Raw genomic sequence first — 22,412 nt, forward strand, 5'->3', positions numbered from 1 at the left:
CGCCTAGCGTGCTGAACTGGTGCTACGCCAGGTCTTATTTTGCTCCAGTTGTGCGCTGATTTCGGCACGTTCTGAGGCGGGGCTGCTCAGCGGGAAAGTGTTACTGGCATTGGCCAGTACATAGCCCAGCAGACTTCCGGCGAGTTTTTTTCCCCCTAGTTCGACATTACTTAAGCGCGCATGAGCGTTACCACGATTAGTGATTTCAAGCGCCTGTTTTCCTTCGCGATTGACCAGCCGCCAACTGAGGTCAGGGCGGGCGGTCGATGGGTCAAGGCCGCTGCCGTAGACAAACAGGGGAACGGAATAGCGCATCTGGAGCGTCACTCCGGTCTGGTCTTCACCCGGTGCTTTTGGCGTCGGGATTTCATCCAGAATGACCCGATAAGCGGCTTCCTGACCGGCGGCGGGCGGGGTCTGCTTAATCAGACGCACCAGCTGGCGTTTACCTGGTTCAATGCGCACCATCGGCGGGCTGGCAGCCACCTGTTGCTGAGTCTGATATTGCTCCTGACCGTTAACCTGCTGCCAGCCAAACACCCGTACCTGCATCAGCGTGGTACTGGCACCGCGGTTTTCCAGCCACAGTTCGGTGGCTTTGTCGTTCTGACTGATTTTGGGATCGATCGGCCAGATGAGCACCGAGTTCCCGGCATGAGCATTGAGTGCCAGAACGCTCAGCAGCAGAGTGAATAGCGCGCCTGCGAGGTGATGTTTTTTCATTATTGCTCCTTCAATTCCCCGAAATTACCAGCTCAAAGTCACCGTCAAAGTGTCGCTGTAGGTCCCGGCGCGGTTAACACCGCTCAGTTGTAACTGGCCGTAGATGGGCAGCGTAATATTGTTGGCATTGCTCAGCGTCAGTGCCACATTCTGATTCACCGGAATGGCGGTGGTATGAGCGGCACTGGTGTACAGGCTATACGCCACCAGGTTGGTGTTGCCGGCGACTCTCAAGTTGCGTGTGGTGGTGTAGTTACTCCCGCCGTTGATACTCATACTCAGTGCCGTTCCCGGTGTGCAGGCCAGCGTAATACTGGAATTCTGCACATAGGCGGCATTGGCGGTAATAGTGCCTACACCGGGCTGAGTGCCGAAATCGAGCGTGCCGAAAACCGTGGGCGCCGTGCTGGTGATCACACAGCCATTGACGATAGAAGCACTGACTCCAAAATCGGCGGTAGGCAATGCATCACTGCAGCTGCTGTAGGCCAGCAGCAGTAACGTGAACGGACGAATAACCTCCGCATATCGCCTGAGCAGCTCCCGCACGATGGACTCCCCTGTCGCGGCAATCAGTAATTCACTGCAACGTTAATCGTATCCGTGTAGGTGGCGGCAGGAATGGCGGAAGTGTTACCCCCACCGGCAATACGACCATAAATCGGATAGTTATCACCGTAAGTCGCATCGGGGGTGCCGACTGGCGCGATATTGGTGTTATTGGCAATCGGCGTGGTGTAGTCAGTTGTGGGGTACAGGGAGTAGGCGATACCCACGGTGGCCGTGGTGCCACTGATCAGATAGCGTGGCTGCGTTGTTTCTGTACCGTACACGGTGGTCGGTTTAGCACTGCTGCTGGTGATTTGCACAGAATAGGTCGACCCCGTTGAACAGCGGACAAAAATACCATTACCCACCGTCCCGACAACGGCGGCGGTTTTGATATCAAAGGTCGCGGCACCTCCAGGGAACTCCAACGTACCCAGGTTACCGATGGCACCCGGCGTAGCGACCTGCCCATTGACCAGGCAGCCTGCAGTCAGCACCAGTCTTGCGGTAATGGTTCCGGTGGTCGTTGCGGCAAAGCCAGAACTGACTACGCCAAGGCTCAGGCCGCAGCCCAGCAGAAAAAGCTTAGTTTTCATAACTATTCCTTACTAATTAAAGTGATGAACTTGCTTTTTCGCCTGATGAAATATTGTCGTCAGTGTGACTGAGCGAACATGAAAATAATAAAAACCCTTTAGGGGGTAAAATATAACGTAAGGAATAATCTGTTATTTGAATTAACACGTTAGCATTGATTGACTTAACTATAGTTCAGCCCGTTCAGGCTGATGTAAGAATCGTAAAAATATTATTTATGTGTTACCCGTGTCATAGATAAGCAGGGCTTACCGGCGCGTGGCGACAGGGATTGGAAAATTTTCAAGAATATTCCTATCCTGATCTAGGTGAAATATCGGGCCAATGCTATGTTCACTGCGAAGAAGAGGAAAACTAATACACTATATAAATTATAGGGATATATCCTATGCCTGTAAAAATCCTCTTCAGGTTCCTTCACATTCCCCTGTGGCTGCTAAAGGCGGCTGATTTTTAGCCGATAAATAAGCATAAGCCTGGGGTGATTAATAATGACACCGGGTCACTACACACTAAGCCGAAATGGCTACTGCATTCGAGATTGTCATATGCTCATGAGTTCGTACGATCAACTGCTGGTTATCGTCTCTTTTATCGTCGCGTTTCTGGCCTCCTATACTGCGCTGGACATGGCGGGACGGGTTGCCACCTCCAGTGGCAACGTTGCCCGCGTCTGGCTATTGGGTGGCGGTTTTGCCATGGGCGTTGGGATCTGGTCTATGCACTTTATCGGTATGCTGGCGATGAGTCTGCCGATGGTCATGAGCTACGATGCCAGCCTGACGGTGGTCTCCATGGTGATCGCTGTGGCGGCATCCGTCTTTGCGCTGTGGATCGTGTGTTACGGTGAACTGCCGTGGTATCGGCTTTGCGGCGGGGCAGTGATCATGGGCAGTGGAGTCGTGGCGATGCACTACACCGGCATGGCTGCTCTGGCGGTTAATCCCGGTATTATCTGGGACTGGCGCTGGATCTGGGTATCCGTGTTGATTGCACTGGTTGCCTCCGGTGCTGCGCTATGGCTGGCTTTCCGTCTGCGTCAGGGCACTGGCCGCCTTGCACTGATGCGCAGCGGCGCTGCACTTATCATGGGGGTCGCGATTGCCGGGATGCACTATACCGGCATGGCGGCAGCCAGTTTCCCGATGGACAGTCACGCCACGCATCTTGGGGTCAACAGCAACTGGCTGGCGATTCTGGTTGTCGTCGTGACGCTGGCCATCCTCGGTATTACGCTGCTGGTTTCGATGCTGGATGCTCGCCTTCAGGCACGGACGTCGGTGCTGGCATCCTCTCTGGCAGAGGCCAACCGCGAGCTTGCACAGCTGGCGCTGCATGACAACCTGACCCGCCTGCCAAACCGCATCCTGTTGGAAGATCGTCTCGACCAGGCCATCAATAAAGCCTCGCGCGAAGACTCGAAATTTGCCCTGCTGTTTATGGATCTTGATGGTTTCAAAGCCGTCAACGACGCCTTCGGCCACCATATTGGCGACAGCCTGCTGATCGCGGTGACCGAACGCATGAAAGAGAAAGTGCAGGGGCATCACACGCTGGCCCGCCTCGGCGGTGATGAGTTTGTGCTGCTGATTGAGATTGACGATCCTAACGATGCCGCCGCCGTGGCGGACGCATTGGTCAAGGCCGTCGAGCGGCCATTTGATATCTCCCGCTACGAGCTGGTGGTGTCGCTGAGTATCGGTATTGCGGTCTTCCCGGGCGATGGACTCGACGAACGTGAGCTGATGTTTAACGCTGATGCCGCCATGTACCACACCAAAAATAACGGTCGTAACGGTTACAGCTTTTTCCAGCCGTCGATGAACACCATCGCACAAAACCAGTTACAGCTGATTAATGACCTGTGGCTGGCACAGGAAAATAAAGAACTGCGGCTGTTTTATCAGCCTAAATTCTGTGCGCCGCGTGGGCCGATTATCGGTTTTGAAGCACTGCTGCGCTGGCAGCATCCGCAACGTGGTCTGCTGACGCCGGATGTCTTCCTGCCGCTGGCAGAAAAAACCGGGCTGATCGTCAGCATCGGTAACTGGGTGATCGGGGAAGCCTGCCGCCAGTTGCGCTGCTGGCATTTACAGGGCAACAGCCAGTGGTCGGTCGCCGTCAACCTGTCGGCATTGCAGTTTGAGCAGGCCGGGCTGGTGGAAACCGTAGTGAAGGCGCTGGAAACGCACCACATCCCGCCGGAACTGCTGACGCTGGAAGTGACGGAAACCACTGCGATGCGCGACCCGGATGAAAGCATTCGCATTCTGACCGAACTAACGGAACTGGGGGTGAAAGCCTCTATTGATGATTTTGGCACCGGATATTCCAGCCTGCTGTATCTGAAGCGTCTGCCGGCCAGCGAGTTGAAAATCGACCGTGCCTTTGTGAATGAGCTTCAGGCACAAACGGAAGATGCCACCATCGTCACCGCGATTGTGGCGCTGGCGCAAACGCTCAATCTGAAAGTGGTCGCGGAAGGGGTGGAAACAGCCGAACAACAGGCATTTCTGACAGGGCTGGGCTGTAATACCTTACAGGGTTATCTGCTGGGGCGTCCGGTGCCACCGGAGAACGTCCCGGGCCTGAAGCAGTATGTTGACGGCGATGATGGCGTTGAGACACCTGAGGTGGATGTCCCAAATTTGGCGGCGGTCATACCGCTCTCTGACGTGGTATAATAGTTTTCTCTTTTGTTAAAATGGCCTGTAACAGTCGTGGCAAAATATGAACAGCTGGTGGCACAAATCCAGCAGCAGATCGAGACGGAGATATGGCTGCCGGGGGAAAAACTTCCCTCGTTGCGTCAACAGGTTGATCTGAGTGGCATGAGCCTGATGACCGTAATGCATGCTTATCAGGTGCTGGAAAGCCAGGGCTGGATCCAGTCGCGGCCGCAGTCAGGTTATTATGTTGCGCCGCGCGCCGAATTCCTCAGCCAGCCTCTCAGCCATCAGAAAGTGCAGCTGGCTGAATCGGTCGATATCAATGCCTTTATTTTCGATGTATTACAGGCCTGCCGTGACCCGCAGATGGTTCCATTTGGTTCCGCGTTTCCTGATCCGGAACTGTTCCCTCAGCGCCAGCTGATGCGTGCGTTGACCACCGTTTCTCACAGTATGAAAGCCATCGATGCCCTGCATAATCTGCCACCGGGTAATGAAGCGCTACGCAAAACGCTGGCGCAGCGTTACGCCTTACAGGGCATCCAGGTCTCCCCGGATGAGATTGTGATCACCAATGGCGCAATGGAAGCCCTTAATCTCAGTTTGCAGGTGCTGACCGAACCGGGTGACTGGGTGGCGATAGAAAACCCCTCGTTTTACGGTGCGTTGCAGGCCATTGAACGCCTGAAACTGAAAAGTGTGGCCATCGCCAGTGATCCACAAACCGGTATCGATCTTGATGAGCTGAGCCGTTCGCTGGCCCGCTGGCCGATCAAAGCGCTGTGGATGATGACGAACCAGCAGAACCCGGTCGGCTGCACGCTCAGTAAAGAGAAAAAGCAGCAACTGGTCGCGTTACTGGCCCGGCACGGCGTGGCACTGATTGAGGATGATGTTTACAGCGAACTCTATTTCGGCCACGAAAAACCGCTGCCAGCTAAAGCGTTCGACCGCGAAGATAACGTGCTGCACTGCTCCTCATTTTCTAAAAATTTGGTGGCAGGATTCCGAGTCGGCTGGGTGGCGGCAGGAAAGCATGCACAGCGTATTCAGCGTTTGCAGTTGATGAGTACCTTGTCGACCAGCGCACCGATGCAGCAGGCGCTGGCCACTTACCTCGGCACGCGCAGCTATGATCGCCATCTGCGGCGTTTACGGCAGACACTGGAGCAGCGTAAAAATCTGGCGCGTCAGGCTCTCAAACGCTCTCTGCCTGCCGGGGCGCAAATCAATGATTCACGTGGTGGCTACTTCTTGTGGGTGGAATTGCCAAAACAGGTCAATACGACGACGCTTTATTACCGTGCGCTGCACAACAATATCAGTATTGCCCCCGGAAAAATGTTCTCCTCCAGCGAGCAGTATGCCAACTATTTTCGCTTTAACACCGCGTGGTGGGATGAATCGCAGGAAGTGGCGGTCGCCACATTAGGAAGATTAATCGCAGAATTACTGTAGGGGTCAGGCATGCCTGACCCGCATCGGGCGGTTTTACACGGCTGAAGCGCTTTTCTGGCCCCAGGTCAGGTGGAAGACATCGTAAAAATCGACTTCACCTTTTAACGACAGCAGTTTATTAATACCCTGCTTAACCTTGTCCGGCACATTGTCACTGCTGAGGATGTCGCTGATCGCCCGTTCAGACAGGGTGCGCACATAATACCATTCGCCGTTGTAGCAGACGCGAAGATCAAGGGTATCGATATCCTCAAAGCGGTATTTCGGGTTCACGTCCATGAGCATCAGGCCGCTCATCAGCATGATAAAAATAGTCGCCCCCCAGAACGCGGGCCAGCCCAGAAAATCTGTGGTAAAGATCAGGGCAACCGTGAGGATGTAGCACCCGTACATGGATGCCCAAAGCCCCGGATGGGTCTTTAAAAACTGAAAACTGAAGCGCGGTTTGTTATCGCGTTGCTCTTCGCGATTCAATGTATCGATCTCGCGGAGCAATATTTTTTTAACTTCTTCCATTAGTCACCTCTGCAAAACAGTTCGGGCAGAGTGAAAGTAAACCATGTTTGCTCCTATAATAGCAGACACAGTTTATCGCTATTCGACTATAACAGTTGCTCACCGGTATGGGTCAGTTGTCACCTGCCGTGGCAGTGTGTAAAGTTCAGGTCATTCCCGATGGCCTGCTGATATGGAATAAATAACAGATGGATTTAATCAAAGCCCCTGCTGTCATCGGCTTCACTCTGCTGCTCCTTACCTCCACGGCGAAGGCCATCGACTGTGGGCGTGCCGCAAACGTGGTAGAAAATACCGTCTGTGATAAGCCGGAACTGATGTGGCTGGATAGGGTGTTTACTAACGCCTTCAGTGAGCAGCAAATGCGCGATCCGCAGCATGTGAATCAGATAGCGAAGGAGATGATCCGGGAACGTAATACCTGCATTAGCGACAGCTGCCTGCGCAGTGCCTATCTGGGTGGCCTGAGCCAGCTGTATAATGCCGATCGCCAGGTGGACTGGCAGGGCGTCTGGTGGAATGTCAGTGCCCCCCACGGCAATGGCGGAAAAATTCGTATCAGCCAGCTGGCAGGCGATGAGTTCAATATGGATGCATCAGTCTGGGGAGGTGTGTACCGGTCGAGTTTCAGCGGTAAAGTGACGCTGTCCGACGGGGTAGGATTTACCGATAAAATTGTCTGGGGCGGCGGGTGTACCATTGTCCTGATCCCGCGCCCGGATAACCGCCTTGAGGTCAGCAGCGATTCGCACGGACGCTGCGATATGCTGTTGCCAGGCAAGACGTCAATTGATGGAGAGTATGTGAAAGCGGATAACGATCCGCGTCCGCCCGCTACGCTGTTGACCCTTGGCATTTTACCGAATAAAGCGATGGACGAGCGCTTTCGTCAGCTGACAGGCAATGATTATGCGCAATACCTCGCGACGGCCACCAGTTTTGTTTACCGCCCGGACCTTGATCAGTTAGGGGCAACGGTACTCACTCTGTGGGTAAAAGGCATGGCGAACCGACAGTCAGCCATCATCATGTACACGCCGGAAGGGAAAATCTGGGCGCTACGTGTCAGCCCTGGCGAAGATAACGGCGTGGAAGTGGATTATGTAACCACTGAGAAGGATAAAAATACCATGCCCAAAACGCTTCAGGCATGGCGTACGCTGTTTACCGACCGCTAAGTAAAGCAGCCAGTGGTGCTAGCGGTATCGTACCATTTGGCCAGAAGGGGTGATCATTAGACGTTCTTTACCCAGTTGTAGGGTATCAAAATGTACGCCGTTGTTTTCCGCATAGCCGAGAATATTTTTAATCATCCGCGTCTGACCATCATCAGCATAATAAATTTTATGGAACGTAAACATCACACCTTCGGTATTTTGCTTTTGCTGTTCCAGGCTGATCTTGGCCATAAAACGATTATCGTTTGGGCTGGTCAGGGTCATCAGCACGGTACTCCCCCTGGCATCGAAGTAGGTATCATAAATCTCACGCTGGCGCGCCAGCAGGTCGTAATACCCCAGCTGTAAATTCACTTTAACGAAATCCTCCGTGAACAGACCCTTATCTCCTGGCAGATATTTGATCACTGCCACCCCCAGGGGCACCAGCAGAGTCACGATCAGTAAGCTAATTGACGCAGTTGGCCATTTCATTAATTTTTCGTTCGCCTTCACGATAGATTAGGGCGCTCAGTTGAGCACCATCCGTACGCCAGTTGATAATGTTCATAGCCAGCTGTTTACGATCGCATTGATTCGATAACGTCATGGTGTAGTTCAGCGTCGTGCCTGAGGTGTAATAGAAAATTTCCATCGTCACCTTCTGGTTTTTCAGATTTTGATTCAGCGTAAACAGCACCGGTCCCAAAAGCTTATTTAAATCATAGGACGCGGATGAGTTGTCCCATCCCCGGCGCAATTCCATTAGCTGAATATGGCTGTACGGGACGGAATTTTTTTTCACCAGTTGGCTGCTGTTTACCGGGAAAAGCGCTCGCCCGGCCCACGCCAGCACAACCAGTAACAGCAAAACCTGAAAGAAAATAAGCCAGAGCCAGAATGCGCGACGTAAGCGCGGTTTTAGCTCTGCGTTAATCGTCGTTTTCGTCTCGGCCAGCGCGGGTAATACCGCAGGATCTACCGGGTGCTCATCCTCAAGGGGTATTCCATTTTCTGGTACAGATGTTTGCGGCGAGGCACCGGCCAGGCCAGGCGCCTCTTCTTTGTCATAGGAAATACGCTGGCAAAATTCTGCCTCAAGGATATAGCCCTTTTTAGGGATCGTTTTAATAATACGCTGCTGCTTGCCGTCATCCTCCAGCGCCACGCGCAGCGCATGAATCGCATTCGGTAAACTGTTAATACCAATAACCCGCCGTTCCCAAACCAGCGTAGTGAGCTCATCACGGCTTAATGTTTTTCCGGCATTTTCAGCCAGTACCAGCAACAATTTGAATTGATATTCGCCCAGGCGCCGTTCTTCACCACTGAGTTGATGGAGTAACGTACCGGACGAAAAATCGACGTACCAGTGGTGAATAATATAATCCGCTGTCATAGCTTGCCATTGTTCAGAAAAATCAGTGAATATGCTGGTGAATACTTCTGGCGATAATCGGTAATTATAATCTAATTTCCATAACAATTGCTGTAGTCGTAACGCATTAAAAAATTCAATGAAAAGGCGCCCTGTTATTTAAAGTGAGGCCACCCGGTAATGGGAAATAAATGTTACATACAGTAATAGTAACAATGTGTTATCGAGTGATCGTAAAGTCAAATCTCAGGGTGAGGGGGATCAAAGGTGGGTAACCACCAATGAATTTGGCTTAAGTTCATTTAAATTAATAAGTTATGTGATCTGCGGCGTAGGGAAAAGATTGCAAGCTGGCGGAATAGTGCCACAATTAATTTAACAATCACTCAACAAGGCAATTTGACCAGGAGCCTGATATGGTGACCCATTCTCGCAGTGTAATGTTAATGATGTCGTTTGCTGCCGGGACCTTTGCTGCAGGTGCCTCCTCAAACCCGCGCCATCTGATGCTGGCGCAACCCTCACAGGGTATCCCCAATAACCCGTTGCCGCTGATCATCTACCCACAGGTGGTGCCGGACGAGCCGGAAGAAGGGGCGGAAGAGTTATCGCCAGACGATTTGGCGCAGTGGTTCCGCGCTGAGTTTGGCCGCCACGGCTGGCCAGTCAGCTGGCACGCCCCGATTTATCCCTACACCCACTATCACCCGAATACCCATGAATTGCTGGGGATCACCTGCGGCTGGGCCGAGATCCTGTTTGGCGGCGAAAGCGGGCGCATGGTCACCGTTTATGCCGGTGATGTGATACTGATACCGGCGGGCGTCGGGCATCAGCAAATTGCCGCCAGCGATGATTTCATGGCCGTGGGGGCTTACCCGCCGGGCGTGACGCCGAAAACCCTGCGTGACGAGCAGGCATTGATGGAACAGTCTATGCTTGAAATAAAACGCGTCGCGATGCCTGAAACCGATCCCATTACCGGTGGGGAAGGGGCATTAACAGAAGTCTGGCACCCGCTGGCACGCAAAGAATCTCTCTAATCGTTTTACGGGAATGCACCATACTGGTGCGTTCCCCTTCCGCGCTTCGCTTTCCCTGACCCGATTTGTCACCAGGTTGTTGTTCGTTCCTCGTTCTGTACGGGGCCGGCCGCTCGTTCCGACTCTGGCACACTTTGTGCAACTCTTATTCAGGTTCACAGACAGCGGTAGGGAAATCATGAATCAAAGCTATGAAATAGCGTCACACTTTTATGATGAGATGTTGCTGAACGATGGACGCTATCGCGAGCACTATCGGGAATACTGGCAGTGGCTACAGCAGGCTGACCAGCAGGCGATTGCGCGCAAACGCGAAGAGGCGGAACTGTTGTTTCACCGCCTGGGGATTACTTTTAATGTTTATGGTGATGACGGCGGTGCCGAGCGTCTGATCCCGTTCGACAGCGTACCGCGCATTATCCCTGCCAGCGAGTGGGCAATGCTGGATAAAGGCATCCGCCAGCGCGTTCAGGCGCTGAATGCCTTTTTGCATGACATCTACCATGACCAGCGCATCCTGAAAGCCGGGATCATTCCCGCTGAACAGGTACTGGTTAACGATCAGTATCAACCCTGCATGCAGGGCCTGAATCTGCACCGTAACCTCTACGCGCACATTATTGGCGTGGATATGGTGCGCAACAGTGATGGCGAATATTACGTGCTGGAGGACAATCTGCGTACCCCGTCCGGCGTCTCTTACATGCTGGAAAACCGCAGAATGATGATGCGCCTTTACCCGGAGCTGTTTGCCGATCAGCGCATTGCCCCCGTCGAACGGTATCCGTCTCTGCTGCTACAAACCCTGCGCGAAAGCTCGCCGATCAACGATCCGGTGGTGGTGGTATTGACGCCAGGCCGCTTTAACAGCGCCTACTTTGAGCACAGCTTCCTTGCACAGCAGATGGGCGTGGAGCTGGTGGAAAGTGCCGATCTGTTTGTCAAAGATGGCGCAGTGTTGATGCGCACGACCGCCGGGCCCTGCAAGATCGATGTGATCTACCGCCGGGTGGACGATGCCTACCTCGATCCTCTGGCATTCCGGCCGGATTCGATGCTCGGTGTGCCGGGCCTGCTGTCGGTGTATCGCGCGGGTAACGTGGTGCTGGCTAACGCCATCGGCACCGGGGTGGCCGATGATAAATCGATCTACCCGTATGTGCCGGAAATGGTGCGCTTCTACCTGGGGGAAGATCCGATCCTCAACAACGTACCGACCTGGCAGTGTCGCCGCCCTGATGAACTCTCCTGGGTGCTGGCTAACCTCGAAAAGTTGGTCGTGAAAGAGGTTCACGGTGCGGGGGGATACGGCATGTTGATTGGCCCGGTGGCCAGTAAACAGCAACTGGCCGATTTCCGCGCGCTATTACTCGCCAAACCACAGAACTACATTGCCCAAAACACGCTGGCACTCTCCACCTGTCCGACTTTTGTTGCTCAGGGGCTGGCACCGCGTCATATCGACCTGCGTCCCTTTGCCCTGAGTGGGGCCGATATCCGGCTGGTGCCCGGCGGCCTGACGCGCGTGGCGCTGACCGAAGGTTCGCTGGTGGTGAACTCATCGCAGGGCGGTGGGACGAAGGATACCTGGGTTCTGGAGGATGACGCATGCTGAGTCGCACGGCCAGTGGCCTGTACTGGATGGCGCGCTATTTAGAGCGCGCAGAAAATATTGCACGCGTGCTCGACGTTACAAATCGTCTTTCTCTGATGCCGGTGCGCGGCAGCCATAATAATGAGTTGCGTGTGCCGCTCAATCTGACCAACACGGATGAACTTTACTGGTCGGTCAGCGATCGGCTGAGTATGCCACAGCTGTTCAGTTTTTTTGCCTTTGATGAACGGAACCCCGGCAGCATTTTCAATTGCTGGCAGGCGGCCTGGAACAACGCCCATGCGGTTCGCGGTAGCCTCTCTTCTGAAGTCTGGGAGAGTATTAACTCCAGCTGGATTGAACTGAGAAAAATGCGGCGTCACGGCGTCAGCAGCGACGGCGCGGATGCTTTCTTCGACTGGGTTAAAGAGCGCTCACACCTGTTTCGTGGCGCGATGTTTGGCACCCTGATGCGTGGCGATGCCATGAGCTTTATCCGTCTGGGGACGCTGCTGGAACGTGCCGACTGCACGGCACGCCTGCTCGACGTGTATCAGTATCTGACCGATGATGATGATGACACCGTGCGCGAATACTACCGGCTGGATACGCTGCTGCGTTCGGTGTCAGCGCGCGAAGCCTATCACACTATCTACAAGCAGCAACTGGCGGCGGACGGTGTCAATGAGATGCTGATCCTGCGTGAAGAGAGCCCGCGATCGTTACGATCCTGTCTGGATGAAATCGCCAGGCAACTCGATCAAATCGGCAGTAGCGGTGAAGACAGGCCGCGTTACTTATTGACGATACTGCATGCACAGCTGCGTTTCAGCAGTTGGGAATCCCTGATGGATGACGGACTGCATGCCTGGTTACAACGTTTTCTGGGTGAACTGGCATTGATTGCTGACAGCATCCACCACACTTATCTGGAGGCGAAATAATGAAGCTGACCATCGCGCATAAAACCTGTTTCAGCTATCAAAGCCTGGTGCGTCAGAGCACGCAGTACCTGCGTCTGACGCCACAGGACTCAGTGCATCAGCATATTATTTCGTGGGATCTGCTGCTGCCGGAAGAGGCGATTTGCACTACCGACACCTGGGGTAACGTGCTGCATGTGCTGACGCTCGACCGTCCGCATCAGGAAATCGAGATTGAAGCACGTGGCGTAGTGGAGATCCTCGACGACGAGGATAGCGCACCGGACCCGGACTGTATGCTGTCGCCGCTGGTATTTTTACGCATCACTCCGCTGACGCAGCCCGACGCGGCGATCAACGATTTTGCCCGCCGCTATTACCGTGAAGAGGCCCCGTTGGCCAGTCTGGAACGTCTGATGGGCGAGCTGCTGTTGAAAATGCCTTATCAGCCCGGCAGTACGCTGGTGACGGATACCGCCGCGAAAGTGTTTGCCGCTGGCAGCGGAGTTTGTCAGGATCACAGCCACGTCTTTCTCGCCTGCTGTCGCAGCCTGCATATTCCCGCCCGTTATGTGAGCGGCTATCTGTATACTGACCACGTGGAACATGTGGCCACGCATGCCTGGGTGGAAGCCTGGGTGGGCGGCAGTTGGCACAGTTTCGATATTACCAATAATACTCGCAGCACCCGCCAGCATCTGAAACTGGCGGTGGGGGTGGATTATCTCGATGCCTGCCCGGTGCGCGGAATGCGCCTTGGCGGTGGCAGTGAAGATATGCAGGCAGTGGCTGCGGTACAACTGGTGTTTTCGCAGCAGTAATCTTTTATCGGACTCACTATGACCTATTGTGTAGCTATGCGTTTATCGTCAGGGATGATTTTCGTTTCCGATTCCCGAACTAATGCGGGCGTGGACCATATTTCCTCGTTCCGTAAGCTTCATGTTTTTCAGCAGGATGGCGAACGCACCCTGGTGCTGCAAAGCGCCGGTAATCTGGCCACCACCCAGAGTGCGCTGAGCCTGCTGCGACGTGGCTGCGAAGATGGCAAAAATCCGAGCCTGATGAATGCCACCAACATGTACGATGTGGCGCTGCTGGTTGGAGAAACGTTGCGGTCGGTGATCAAGCGCGACGGCGAGGAGTTTGGCGGCACGCTAATGCTGGGCGGGCAGATCAAAGGCGAAGAGCCACGGCTGTTCCAGATCTACCCACAGGGCAACTTTATCGAAGCCAGTACCGATACGCCGTATTTCCAGATTGGGGAAAGCAAATACGGTAAGCCGATTATTGACCGCGTGCTGCGTTTTGATACGCCACTGGATCAGGCGATGCAGTGCGCACTGATTTCGATGGACTCCACGTTGGCGAGTAATATTTCGGTGGGATTACCGCTGGATGTGATGGTCTATCCAACGGACAGTTACAGCAGTATGCAGCAGTATCATATTACTGAAAAACACCCCTACTTTTCGCAGATCCGCCAGTTATGGAGCAGTGGCTTACTGAGCGTGTTCTCGCAGTTACCGCCGTTACAGCTCGACGAATAACCCCGGGCGAGGGGGGGCCCCCCCCCCCGTAGCCCCACCCCCGCAGGCCGGTCATCGTAGGGGGGGGCATGCCCGCCCCGCATTACCGGCATCCACCCGGCGCATCCTGGCTTTCTGCCATGCGCAGCAGCATGCGGTGGCCGATGGTGTTGTCCCAGTTAAAGCTGTTTTGCAGCACCACGATCGCCGTTTTATGCTTCAGGTCCATCCCGATATAGCTGGCATAGCCGCCAATAAAACCGGACTGATAGAGAATGCTCTGCCCGTTAAGATTGTTGCTCAGCCACGCCAGCGCGGAGGAGTCGTTTTGCGCCTCTTTAAAGCGGATGGTGGTGGCATCATTGAAGGCTTGATCCAGGGTCGGATCGCCGCTGCCGTAAAGATGGGCACTCAGGTAGGTCAGCAGATCGTTGCCGCTTGACCACAACGATGCAGCACCCACCATATAACCCTTAAAATTCCAGTCCGGCACCACATCACCACGCTTCACAAACTTCGGCTGATCCCCGGCATGTCCGCGTGCACGCAGCAAATAGCCCGGCAATCGCTGCGGCTGATAACCGGTATGATGCAGGCCAAGTGGCGCAATAATCCGCTGCCCGGCGATCTGCTGTGGCGTCTGGCCCGCTCGCTGTGTGATGGCGTAATCAAGAATGGCGTACCCCAGATTGGAATACATCACCTGCTGATGACGCGGGCGGCTGAAATCCTGCAAATAGCTCAGGAACTCGCCGTCATCCAGATCGTCGTAGAAAGGCTCGCCGTAAAACAGATACGCCGTCAGTTTGCGCAGCATATGCAGGCTTGGCATCTGGCGTGGCAGCCCGGCGGTATGTGTCGCTAGCTGTTGCAGGGGGATAGCGCGTGCATCTTCACTTAGGGGAACATCTTTGCCGATGAGCTGGCCGAGCGTCTCATCCCAGCGCAGCTTCCCGTCAGCGACCAGCAGCGCCGCACTCTCGGCGGTGAACCCTTTGGTGACAGAGCCGACGGCAAACAGCGTATCGCCGTTGATGGGAATGCGTTTATCGGTATCGGTATAGCCGTAGCTGAATATATGGCGCTGGCGGTCTGCATCCAGCACGGCCACTACCATGCCCGGAGTGCGCTGCTGGTCAATCTGCGGCTGCGCCAGGTGATCAATCTGCGCGTTGAGCGGCAGATGACAGCTGGCCTGCAAGCTGGCTGTCGCGGACGTATCAATACTGTTACTGGACAGCGAGCCACAGCCCGCTAACAGCAGGCAGAGCAGAGGAGGCAGCGTTTTCAGGTTCATCATGAGGAGTCAGTCATGCTGATAATTTTTACTGCCACACGCGGATTATGCTGCCAGGAGGGAAAGGCACGCAATAAGGTGCGAATAATTTCCGAAAGCACGCGCTGTAACGATGCGGTAAATAAAAAAATATCAATAAATTTAATAAGTTATAGTTGTGCGCATTTTAACCTGAACGCCTCGCGCACAGCAAGGAAAGCCGCTAATTCCTGCAATATTCAGTGCAATCTGAATCTTCCTTCTCCTCAGGGCGGCGACACAAATTCATCGGGTATTTCACCTGTCATTTACCTGACATGAAAATGTCATCCGGGCTGGTTAGTGTGCCGATAAAACACCTGGAGGCTAACCCGTGTTTACAGTTGAAAGCGTATTAGACGATCTCAGTCCCGGACATGACACCCCCTCCTGGCAGAAAAGCGTGCTGCGCCGCCTGCTCCATGAAAAAGAGTTCCAGCAGTTCAACCAGCGCAACCGCCACCTGAAAGGGCTGGATATGGTGGAGCAGGTGCTGGAGTACATGGATGTCAGCTGTGAACTCAGCGAACGCGACCTGGAGCAGATCCCAAGCACAGGGCCGGTGGTGATTGTTGCTAATCATCCGCTGGGAACGCTGGATGGTCTGGCGCTGCTGCATGCCGTCTCTCAGGTGCGGCGCGATGTGAAAATTGTCACCAATCGTCTGCTGAACTGCCTGTCCTCGCTGAGCAGTCTGATGGTGCTGGTGGACAACATGGGCAACCGCACCAGTCGCCAGCAGGTGGGGCAGATGCAGGAGCAGCTGGAAAACCAGGGCGTGCTGATCTTCTTCCCGGCGGGGGAAGTCTCCCGCTTTGGCAGCAAGGGCGTGAAAGATGGCAAATGGAGCCACGGCTTCCTGCGCCTCGCCGCCCGTTTTCGTGCGCCGGTGGTGCCGATCCACGTCAGCGGCCGCAACAGTGCGCTGTTCTATCTCACCTCAAAAATCTATCAGCCGTTGTCGATGCTGTTGCTGGTGCGTGAAATGTTCGGCAATCGTGGCGTGCGGCTGAAATTGAAAATCGGCAAGCGCATCCCGTATGCCAGCTGGCATGATGGACACACCCCGGCGAAAGAGCTGGCGGCGCGTTTCCGCCGTCATCTCTACCGTATCGGCCTGGGTAAATCCGAGCTGTTCCAGACGGAAGCCGCCATTGCGCGCGCAGAAGATCGCGCGGTGCTGAAGCGGGCGCTGGCCGGATGCGAAGTGCTGGGGCAACTGCCCGACGGTAAGATGATTTACCTCTATCGCCGCCAGGGCGAAGACTATGTCCCGATCCTGCGTGAGCTGGGAAGGCTGCGTGAAATCGCCTTCCGTGCGGTGGGTGAGGGCAGCGGGACACGACGCGACCTTGATGATTACGACGACGACTATTATCACCTGATTTTATGGGATGAAGAGGCGCTGGATATCGTTGGCGCCTACCGCTTTATTCCCACTGCCGAACAGTTCGAACGTAAAGGCTTTGAAGGGATCTACAGCCACAGCCTGTTCCATTACGACCACCAGATGAGCCCGGTGCTGATGCAGGGCATTGAACTGGGGCGCAGTTTTATTCAGCCAGCCTACTGGGGCAAGCGCGGCCTCGACTATCTGTGGATGGGCATTGGCGCGTATCTGGCGAAATATCCGCAGTACCGCTATCTGTTTGGCCCGGTTTCCATCTCGGGAGGCCTGCCGCTGGCGGCCCGCGATCTGCTGGTGGCATTTTATCGTCTGTACTTTGCGCCGGACCTGCCGCTGGCCACCTCACGCCGTCCGTATCCGGCCTCGCTGCCTGATGTGCTGGCCCAGTTCAGCGGTGATAACTACAGTGACGATCTCAAACGTCTGAAGCGGCTATTAAGCAACCTGGGGACGGGGATCCCACCGCTGTATAAGCAGTATTCCGAGCTGTGCGAAACCGGCGGGGTACAGTTTATCGACTTCGGCAGTGACCCGGACTTCAACCACTGTATAGACGGGCTGGTGCTGGTGGATCTCACCCGGCTGAAAGAGAGGCGTTTCCAGCGTTATATTGCGGTGCATCATACGCCACCGGTGGCGGAGCCTCTGATCGACTGATCGCTGCGGGCCTCGGCACGCGCCATCCCTGGCGCGTGCCGTCCGGCTTAGCTCGAACTGGCCCCGTCCCCGTAATAGAGTGCTCACTGTGCGTGTTAAAACTGCCACGATGATGTATTTCTTTAATTCCCCCGTAATCTTTTATAAATCGTTTTTTTACTATTTGTTATTCACCACCATTGGCTTTACCTTTCCCTGTCCTTAACAGATTAAATCTATTAATCAATCCACTAACAGATTCCGTTTAAATAAACAGCCATCCGTTTTATGATTTTATTCATCAACAAGGAAGAGATATGGCTCAGGATATTTTCATCAGATTTACCGGTATTGAGGGCGAATCCCAGGATTTTGCACATAAAGGCGAAATTGACGTTCTGCGCTGGACGTGGGCTGCCCGCCAGCCATCCAATATGCACTCAGGAAGCGGTGGTGGCGCGGGGAAATCCACCGTCGGCGATCTGTACTTCGATCACTTTATTGATAAATCCAGCCCCAATCTTCTCCAGCATTCCCTTAGCGGTAAACCGATCCCCGAAGCGGTGCTGACCGTGCGCAAAGCGGGCGGATCGCCGCTGGAATATCAGATCATCACCCTGCAAGAGGTCATCATTACCCGGGTGGCGTTGATCTGCTATGACAACATGCCCGCACCACTCGAAAAGGTCGCCATCGCGTTCTCGCGGGTGAAGATGGATTACGTGCTGCAAAATGCCGAGGGGAAAACGGCGGGAACCGTTTCAATGGGGTACGACATCAAAGCCAATACGGTGATCTAAATCGCCTCAAGGGAGGGAAACCAATGCTATACGTTAATGAAAATGGTCATATTTATGCCGACCGCATTAAGATCAAAATATTCAATAATATCGAGCATGAAAAAATGGATGCGGTGAATGGCATTGTCGTGCATCAGACCAATGCCTCTACAGCGAGCAGCACCTTTCATAGCTATCAAAACAAACGCGCCGCTGGCGCTCACTTTCTGATTGACAGAGATGGCACCATCTATCAGACCGCCTCATTGTTTAAAGTCACCTGGCATGTGGGAAGGCTTCAATCCCGCTGCTATCTGACGAAAAAGTGCGAACCTGCTGATTTCCAAAAAGTGGCCGATCTGGAAAAGTCATGGAGAAATTACGATAAGGTGCATCAGATTGAAAAAGTGAAAAATTACCCGGATCGATTCCCCAGTAATGTCGACAGTATTGGGATAGAAATAGTGGGCAAGGCGGAAAGAGTAGAAAATCCTAAAACTGGGAAAACAGAATTCGTTTATGAAGAGGTCAATGAGCAGCAGAACGATTCTCTGAATTGGTTAGTTAAAGAGCTTGTCAGTACGTTAAAAGTCTCAATGAATGAAATACATCGCCATCCGGATATTGGTAGGAAAAACTCAACTGAGGCCAGCACAGCGAAATGGTAAAAATGACAAGTATCTTCACGGCTATTTTCTGCATTTTCATTGTCGTTTCAGTTCATGCGCAGGCAAGAGTTGTCAGCCACCTCGAGGTTAAAGGTATCGGGTTGTACTCTGACCAACGGAATGATAAGGATGAAGAAAGAGCCTGCAAAGTCTTCAGGCCGACAAAAAAACAAATGACCCGATATTTCAATCTTTCTAAAGAATCGGAAGAAAGTGGAAATCTACTTCATGAATATTACTCACCATGCCTGGCGATAGGTAGCGTCAAATTTAAAGACGGCACTTCAGGTCGATGGACAGTACAATCCAGCGGTTTAGGGATTGTTGTTTTTGAGAATGGGAAATCATCCGTCTTCTTCCATAAAGACAACCAATGGACCGATCCTTATGCCTGCACCTACGGCTTACGAAACGATCCTATATGCTAATTAACCCCCTTTTCTAATACGGGCACCGTTTGTGCGGGGATGGGGCCGGGTGAGGTAAGCCGGACGGCACGCGCCAGGACGCTGCGTGACGAGGCCCGCATGGGTGCGTCTTTTGCCGATCCGGCGTGCTCACCCCGGCCTCAGCCCTGTCACCGCACTACAAGCACACGGGCTTCTGCCATTATCTGCCCGCCTTTGTGCATTTAGCGCGATAGCATTGTGACCACGATCCCGATTTAAAATCATTACACATCTGATTTAATTACTATTTTAAAAACCGTTACGCCTGGCGTAATGGTTATAGCACTGGGCGTAATTGTTTGACTGCGCCCCGGCGTGCAGACTCGGTAACCAGACTGAAGCATCCCTGCAGGATGCGCTCACAGGAGGTTACATCATGCTTACCCAACCATCCCCCCGTATCTGGGATACGCGCCGCCGCGAAAAACAGCGCCGTATTGCCAGCCTCGGGCTCACCCATAAAGTTCTCCCTACCGATGATTTGATCGCCATGCTGGAAAAACTGATTGTCCCTGGCGACCGCGTCGTTATGGAGGGTAACAACCAGAAACAGGCCGATTTTCTGTCCCGATCGCTGGCGCAGGTCAACCCGAAAAAACTGCACGATCTGCATATGATCATGCCGAGCGTCGGCCGTAGCGAACATCTTGATATCTTCGAAAAAGGCATTGCCCGCAAACTCGATTTCTCATTTTCCGGCACCCAGAGCCTGCGTATTTCGCAGCTGCTGGAGGATGGTCTGCTGGAAATCGGCGCGATTCACACCTACATCGAACTCTATTCGCGGCTGTATGTTGACCTGATCCCTAATGTGGCGCTGGTCGCGGGTTTTAAAGCCGATCGTAAAGGCAATCTCTACACCGGTGCCAGCACGGAAGACACCCCGGCGCTGGTCGAAGCGGCGGCATTCCACGATGGCATCGTCATTGCCCAGGTGAATGAACTGGTGGATGACGAAAGCGACCTGCCGCGTGTGGATATCCCCGGTTCGTGGATCGACTTTGTGGTGGTGGCAGATAAACCCTTCTTTATCGAGCCATTGTTCACCCGCGATCCGCGCCTGATCAAACAGGAGCATGTGCTGATGGCGATGCTGGCGATCAAGGGCATCTATGCCGAGCACAAAGTGCAGTCGCTCAACCACGGCATCGGGTTTAACACCGCGGCCATCGAGCTGCTGTTACCCACTTACGGCGAACAGCTGGGTCTGAAAGGCAAAATCTGCCGCCACTGGACCCTGAACCCGCACCCAACCTTAATCCCGGCGATTGAAAGCGGCTGGGTGGAAAGCGTGCACTGCTTCGGCGGTGAACTGGGGATGGAAAAATACGTTGCAGCGCGCCCGGACGTGTTCTTCACCGGGGCTGACGGTTCCATGCGATCTAACCGCGCCTTCTGCCAGATGGCGGGCCAGTATGCCGCCGATATGTTTATCGGCTCCACCTTACAAATCGACGGCGATGCGAACTCCTCCACCGTGACCCGTGGCCGCCTGTCAGGTTTTGGCGGCGCGCCCAATATGGGCCACGACCCACACGGTCGCCGCCATGCCACCCCGGCCTGGCTGGCCATGATCAACGAACCAGACCCGATGGCACGTGGCCGCAAGCTGGTGGTACAGATGGTGGAAACCTTCCAGGCCGGCGCGAAACCGACCTTTGTTGAAAAACTGGAGGCGGTCGAGGTGGCTAAAGCGTCCGGTATGCCGCTGGCCCCGGTGATGATCTACGGCGATGACGTCACCCACGTACTGACCGAAGAGGGAATTGCTTACCTCTATCGTGCGCAGTCGCTGGAAGAACGGCGGGCGATGGTGGCATCGGTCGCCGGGATCACCGATATCGGTCTGGGCGTGGATGCGAAGCGGGTGCAGCAGTTGCGGCGCGAAGGGAAAGTGGCCTTCCCGGAAGATCTTGGCATTCGCCGTACCGATGCCACCCGTTCCCTGCTGGCGGCAGGCAGTGTGGCTGACCTGGTCGAATGGTCCGGTGGGTTATATCAGCCTCCGGCCAAATTCAGGAGCTGGTAATGAATCTGCAACGGCAGTGGGCTGCGAGTTCAGCGGAACGCCATGCACAGCGCCTGGCCGCGCTGGCAACACGTTGCCTGGTCATAGAAGCCAACCTGACGCCGAAACCCGGGTTGGTGGATCGCCGGGGTAGCGGGGCGCATCACGACCTGACGCTGGCGCTGATGGAGCGTTCCGCTCACAGCCTGACGCCAATGTTCCGCGAGATGGCGCGACAGAGCTGGCAGCGTCCGGCGGATATCGCTCTGCGCCAGCTGGCGGGCCGACTGGGACGTGAAGGCGAAGCGGTGATGATGCAGGTGACGGGCGGAGTGAATACCCATCGCGGTGCTATCTGGGCCCTGGGGTTGCTGGTCTCTGCGGCGGCCATGTGCGGAGGACGCGGCAACCCGGCGCAGATTACCCGCCTGGCCGCACGCCTGGCGCAATTGCCGGATGACGCCGCGCCGAAGCAGTTCAGCAACGGTCAGCGCGCCCGTGCACGTTATCGTCTGCCGGGCGCACGGGAAGAGGCTCAGCAGGGGTTTCCCCATGTGATGAATCTGGCCTTGCCGCAGCTCTGGCAAAGCCGCCAGCAGGGAGCGGACAGCAACGCCGCCCGGCTGGATGCGCTGATGGCGATCATGACCTCGCTCAGCGATACCTGCGTGCTGTCACGTGCCGGAATACCAGGGCTGGAAGCAATGCAGCAAGGGGCGCGGGCGGTACTGGTGGCAGGCGGGGTGCAGCAACCTGCCGGGCAGCAGGCACTTCAGCGACTGGATGCAGTAATGCTGGCGCTGAATGCCTCTCCCGGCGGTGCCGCTGACCTGCTGTCTGCAACGATTTTTCTGGACCATGTCCATTGCGCGGGTCGGGCATGCCCGACCCCTACAAAAGGATGGGCGTAGGGGCATGCCCCGCCCGCAACAAACGGTCGTCCTGGCGATGTGTGGCAACCCGATGTTCGTAGGGGGGGGGCCCCCCCCCCCGCCCGCAACAATCGCTCATCC

21 protein-coding genes are annotated in these 22,412 nt (G+C 54.7%); 14 read left to right on the forward strand and 7 right to left on the reverse strand.

From position 1 onward, the window contains the following. Positions 1 to 3: 3 nt before the first annotated feature. From WH279_RS07665 to WH279_RS07675, 3 genes are read right to left on the reverse strand one after another with little or no spacing between them, the layout of a single operon-like run. On the reverse strand, positions 4 to 723 hold the full coding sequence (locus tag WH279_RS07665; protein WP_339455579.1) for a fimbrial biogenesis chaperone: 720 nt from the start codon (positions 721 to 723) through the stop codon (positions 4 to 6). A gap of 24 nt (positions 724 to 747) precedes the next feature. Further along, positions 748 to 1,272 carry a Csu type fimbrial protein gene (locus WH279_RS07670; RefSeq protein ID WP_339455580.1) on the reverse strand — a complete coding sequence of 175 codons (525 nt, stop codon included), beginning with the start codon at positions 1,270 to 1,272 and terminating at the stop codon, positions 748 to 750. Between the two features lie 23 nt (positions 1,273 to 1,295). Further along, positions 1,296 to 1,868, reverse strand: coding sequence for a spore coat protein U domain-containing protein (locus tag WH279_RS07675; protein WP_339455582.1), 573 nt, complete (start codon positions 1,866 to 1,868; stop codon positions 1,296 to 1,298). 549 nt (positions 1,869 to 2,417) lie between these two features. Between WH279_RS07675 and WH279_RS07680 the strand changes: the two genes are divergently transcribed. Both WH279_RS07680 and WH279_RS07685 read left to right on the forward strand, forming a co-directional pair. Next, positions 2,418 to 4,553 (forward strand): putative bifunctional diguanylate cyclase/phosphodiesterase, encoded by a 2,136-nt coding sequence (locus tag WH279_RS07680; protein WP_339455584.1) that lies wholly within the window; start codon positions 2,418 to 2,420, stop codon positions 4,551 to 4,553. 36 nt (positions 4,554 to 4,589) lie between these two features. After that, positions 4,590 to 5,996, forward strand: a complete 1,407-nt coding sequence (locus tag WH279_RS07685) for an aminotransferase-like domain-containing protein (protein ID WP_339455586.1) — start codon at positions 4,590 to 4,592, stop codon at positions 5,994 to 5,996. 33 nt (positions 5,997 to 6,029) lie between these two features. On the opposite strand, the gene WH279_RS07690 is transcribed toward WH279_RS07685, so the two are convergent. After that, positions 6,030 to 6,512, reverse strand: coding sequence for a YlaC family protein (locus tag WH279_RS07690; protein ID WP_200644169.1), 483 nt, complete (start codon positions 6,510 to 6,512; stop codon positions 6,030 to 6,032). A gap of 188 nt (positions 6,513 to 6,700) precedes the next feature. Between WH279_RS07690 and WH279_RS07695 the strand changes: the two genes are divergently transcribed. Next, positions 6,701 to 7,690, forward strand: coding sequence for a lysozyme inhibitor LprI family protein (locus tag WH279_RS07695; RefSeq protein WP_339455588.1), 990 nt, complete (start codon positions 6,701 to 6,703; stop codon positions 7,688 to 7,690). A gap of 18 nt (positions 7,691 to 7,708) precedes the next feature. Here the strand turns inward: WH279_RS07695 and WH279_RS07700 are convergent, their stop codons facing one another. Both WH279_RS07700 and WH279_RS07705 read right to left on the reverse strand, forming a co-directional pair. Continuing rightward, on the reverse strand, positions 7,709 to 8,164 hold the full coding sequence (locus WH279_RS07700; RefSeq protein WP_339455589.1) for a hypothetical protein: 456 nt from the start codon (positions 8,162 to 8,164) through the stop codon (positions 7,709 to 7,711). Further along, on the reverse strand, positions 8,139 to 9,068 hold the full coding sequence (locus WH279_RS07705) for a transcriptional regulator (RefSeq protein WP_339484646.1): 930 nt from the start codon (positions 9,066 to 9,068) through the stop codon (positions 8,139 to 8,141). Before WH279_RS07705 ends, WH279_RS07700 begins: the two co-directional genes overlap by 26 nt. Before the next feature lie 395 nt (positions 9,069 to 9,463). Here WH279_RS07705 and WH279_RS07710 point away from each other — a divergent pair, with 395 nt between their 5' ends. From WH279_RS07710 to WH279_RS07730, 5 genes are all read left to right on the forward strand, one after another. Further along, on the forward strand, positions 9,464 to 10,090 hold the full coding sequence (locus tag WH279_RS07710; protein WP_234472516.1) for a cupin domain-containing protein: 627 nt from the start codon (positions 9,464 to 9,466) through the stop codon (positions 10,088 to 10,090). 178 nt (positions 10,091 to 10,268) lie between these two features. Continuing rightward, positions 10,269 to 11,705 (forward strand): circularly permuted type 2 ATP-grasp protein, encoded by a 1,437-nt coding sequence (locus tag WH279_RS07715; RefSeq protein ID WP_339455594.1) that lies wholly within the window; start codon positions 10,269 to 10,271, stop codon positions 11,703 to 11,705. Further along, positions 11,699 to 12,628 (forward strand): alpha-E domain-containing protein, encoded by a 930-nt coding sequence (locus tag WH279_RS07720; protein WP_200644165.1) that lies wholly within the window; start codon positions 11,699 to 11,701, stop codon positions 12,626 to 12,628. The genes WH279_RS07715 and WH279_RS07720 overlap by 7 nt, the downstream gene beginning before the upstream one ends. Continuing rightward, a complete protein-coding gene (locus WH279_RS07725) occupies positions 12,628 to 13,428 on the forward strand; it encodes a transglutaminase family protein (protein ID WP_200644164.1) in 801 nt (266 codons plus the stop codon). The genes WH279_RS07720 and WH279_RS07725 overlap by 1 nt, the downstream gene beginning before the upstream one ends. Before the next feature lie 18 nt (positions 13,429 to 13,446). Next, positions 13,447 to 14,157, forward strand: coding sequence for a proteasome-type protease (locus WH279_RS07730; protein ID WP_200644163.1), 711 nt, complete (start codon positions 13,447 to 13,449; stop codon positions 14,155 to 14,157). Between the two features lie 82 nt (positions 14,158 to 14,239). On the opposite strand, the gene WH279_RS07735 is transcribed toward WH279_RS07730, so the two are convergent. Then, positions 14,240 to 15,436 (reverse strand): serine hydrolase domain-containing protein, encoded by a 1,197-nt coding sequence (locus WH279_RS07735; protein WP_339455598.1) that lies wholly within the window; start codon positions 15,434 to 15,436, stop codon positions 14,240 to 14,242. Between the two features lie 349 nt (positions 15,437 to 15,785). Between WH279_RS07735 and WH279_RS07740 the strand changes: the two genes are divergently transcribed. From WH279_RS07740 to WH279_RS07765, 6 genes are all read left to right on the forward strand, one after another. Further along, positions 15,786 to 17,516 (forward strand): lysophospholipid acyltransferase family protein, encoded by a 1,731-nt coding sequence (locus WH279_RS07740; protein WP_339455600.1) that lies wholly within the window; start codon positions 15,786 to 15,788, stop codon positions 17,514 to 17,516. Between the two features lie 296 nt (positions 17,517 to 17,812). Then, the gene (locus tag WH279_RS07745) at positions 17,813 to 18,295 is read left to right on the forward strand and encodes an Hcp family type VI secretion system effector (RefSeq protein ID WP_200641086.1); all 483 of its coding nucleotides are present in this window, start codon (positions 17,813 to 17,815) and stop codon (positions 18,293 to 18,295) included. Between the two features lie 23 nt (positions 18,296 to 18,318). Beyond that, on the forward strand, positions 18,319 to 18,942 hold the full coding sequence (locus WH279_RS07750; protein WP_339455603.1) for a peptidoglycan recognition protein family protein: 624 nt from the start codon (positions 18,319 to 18,321) through the stop codon (positions 18,940 to 18,942). A 2-nt stretch (positions 18,943 to 18,944) separates the two neighbouring features. Continuing rightward, entirely contained in the window at positions 18,945 to 19,370 is a 426-nt protein-coding gene (locus WH279_RS07755) for a hypothetical protein (RefSeq protein WP_339455605.1), read from the forward strand. 397 nt (positions 19,371 to 19,767) lie between these two features. After that, complete coding sequence (gene mdcA, locus WH279_RS07760; protein WP_445235208.1) at positions 19,768 to 21,420, forward strand: malonate decarboxylase subunit alpha; 1,653 nt, start codon at positions 19,768 to 19,770, stop codon at positions 21,418 to 21,420. Then, positions 21,420 to 22,310, forward strand: coding sequence for a triphosphoribosyl-dephospho-CoA synthase (locus tag WH279_RS07765; RefSeq protein ID WP_339455607.1), 891 nt, complete (start codon positions 21,420 to 21,422; stop codon positions 22,308 to 22,310). The genes mdcA and WH279_RS07765 overlap by 1 nt, the downstream gene beginning before the upstream one ends. Positions 22,311 to 22,412: the final 102 nt, after the last annotated feature.

This window comes from Erwinia sp. MYb375 (genome assembly GCF_037479175.1).
GTDB classification, from domain to species: Bacteria; Pseudomonadota; Gammaproteobacteria; order Enterobacterales; family Enterobacteriaceae; genus Erwinia; species Erwinia rhapontici.

Bases quoted from the DNA above. Each gene is read 5' to 3' on its own strand.
- WH279_RS07665 (WP_339455579.1), bottom strand. From the start codon at position 723: ATGAAAAAACATCACCTCGCAGGCGCGCTATTCACTCTGCTGCTGAGC.
- WH279_RS07675 (WP_339455582.1), bottom strand. From the start codon at position 1,868: ATGAAAACTAAGCTTTTTCTGCTGGGCTGCGGCCTGAGCCTTGGCGTA.
- WH279_RS07680 (WP_339455584.1), top strand. From the start codon at position 2,418: ATGCTCATGAGTTCGTACGATCAACTGCTGGTTATCGTCTCTTTTATC.
- WH279_RS07690 (WP_200644169.1), bottom strand. From the start codon at position 6,512: ATGGAAGAAGTTAAAAAAATATTGCTCCGCGAGATCGATACATTGAAT.
- WH279_RS07695 (WP_339455588.1), top strand. From the start codon at position 6,701: ATGGATTTAATCAAAGCCCCTGCTGTCATCGGCTTCACTCTGCTGCTC.
- WH279_RS07700 (WP_339455589.1), bottom strand. From the start codon at position 8,164: ATGAAATGGCCAACTGCGTCAATTAGCTTACTGATCGTGACTCTGCTG.
- WH279_RS07705 (WP_339484646.1), bottom strand. From the start codon at position 9,068: ATGACAGCGGATTATATTATTCACCACTGGTACGTCGATTTTTCGTCC.
- WH279_RS07710 (WP_234472516.1), top strand. From the start codon at position 9,464: ATGGTGACCCATTCTCGCAGTGTAATGTTAATGATGTCGTTTGCTGCC.
- WH279_RS07715 (WP_339455594.1), top strand. From the start codon at position 10,269: ATGAATCAAAGCTATGAAATAGCGTCACACTTTTATGATGAGATGTTG.
- WH279_RS07720 (WP_200644165.1), top strand. From the start codon at position 11,699: ATGCTGAGTCGCACGGCCAGTGGCCTGTACTGGATGGCGCGCTATTTA.
- WH279_RS07725 (WP_200644164.1), top strand. From the start codon at position 12,628: ATGAAGCTGACCATCGCGCATAAAACCTGTTTCAGCTATCAAAGCCTG.
- WH279_RS07730 (WP_200644163.1), top strand. From the start codon at position 13,447: ATGACCTATTGTGTAGCTATGCGTTTATCGTCAGGGATGATTTTCGTT.
- WH279_RS07735 (WP_339455598.1), bottom strand. From the start codon at position 15,436: ATGATGAACCTGAAAACGCTGCCTCCTCTGCTCTGCCTGCTGTTAGCG.
- WH279_RS07745 (WP_200641086.1), top strand. From the start codon at position 17,813: ATGGCTCAGGATATTTTCATCAGATTTACCGGTATTGAGGGCGAATCC.
- WH279_RS07750 (WP_339455603.1), top strand. From the start codon at position 18,319: ATGCTATACGTTAATGAAAATGGTCATATTTATGCCGACCGCATTAAG.
- WH279_RS07755 (WP_339455605.1), top strand. From the start codon at position 18,945: ATGACAAGTATCTTCACGGCTATTTTCTGCATTTTCATTGTCGTTTCA.
- mdcA (WP_445235208.1), top strand. From the start codon at position 19,768: ATGCTTACCCAACCATCCCCCCGTATCTGGGATACGCGCCGCCGCGAA.
- WH279_RS07765 (WP_339455607.1), top strand. From the start codon at position 21,420: ATGAATCTGCAACGGCAGTGGGCTGCGAGTTCAGCGGAACGCCATGCA.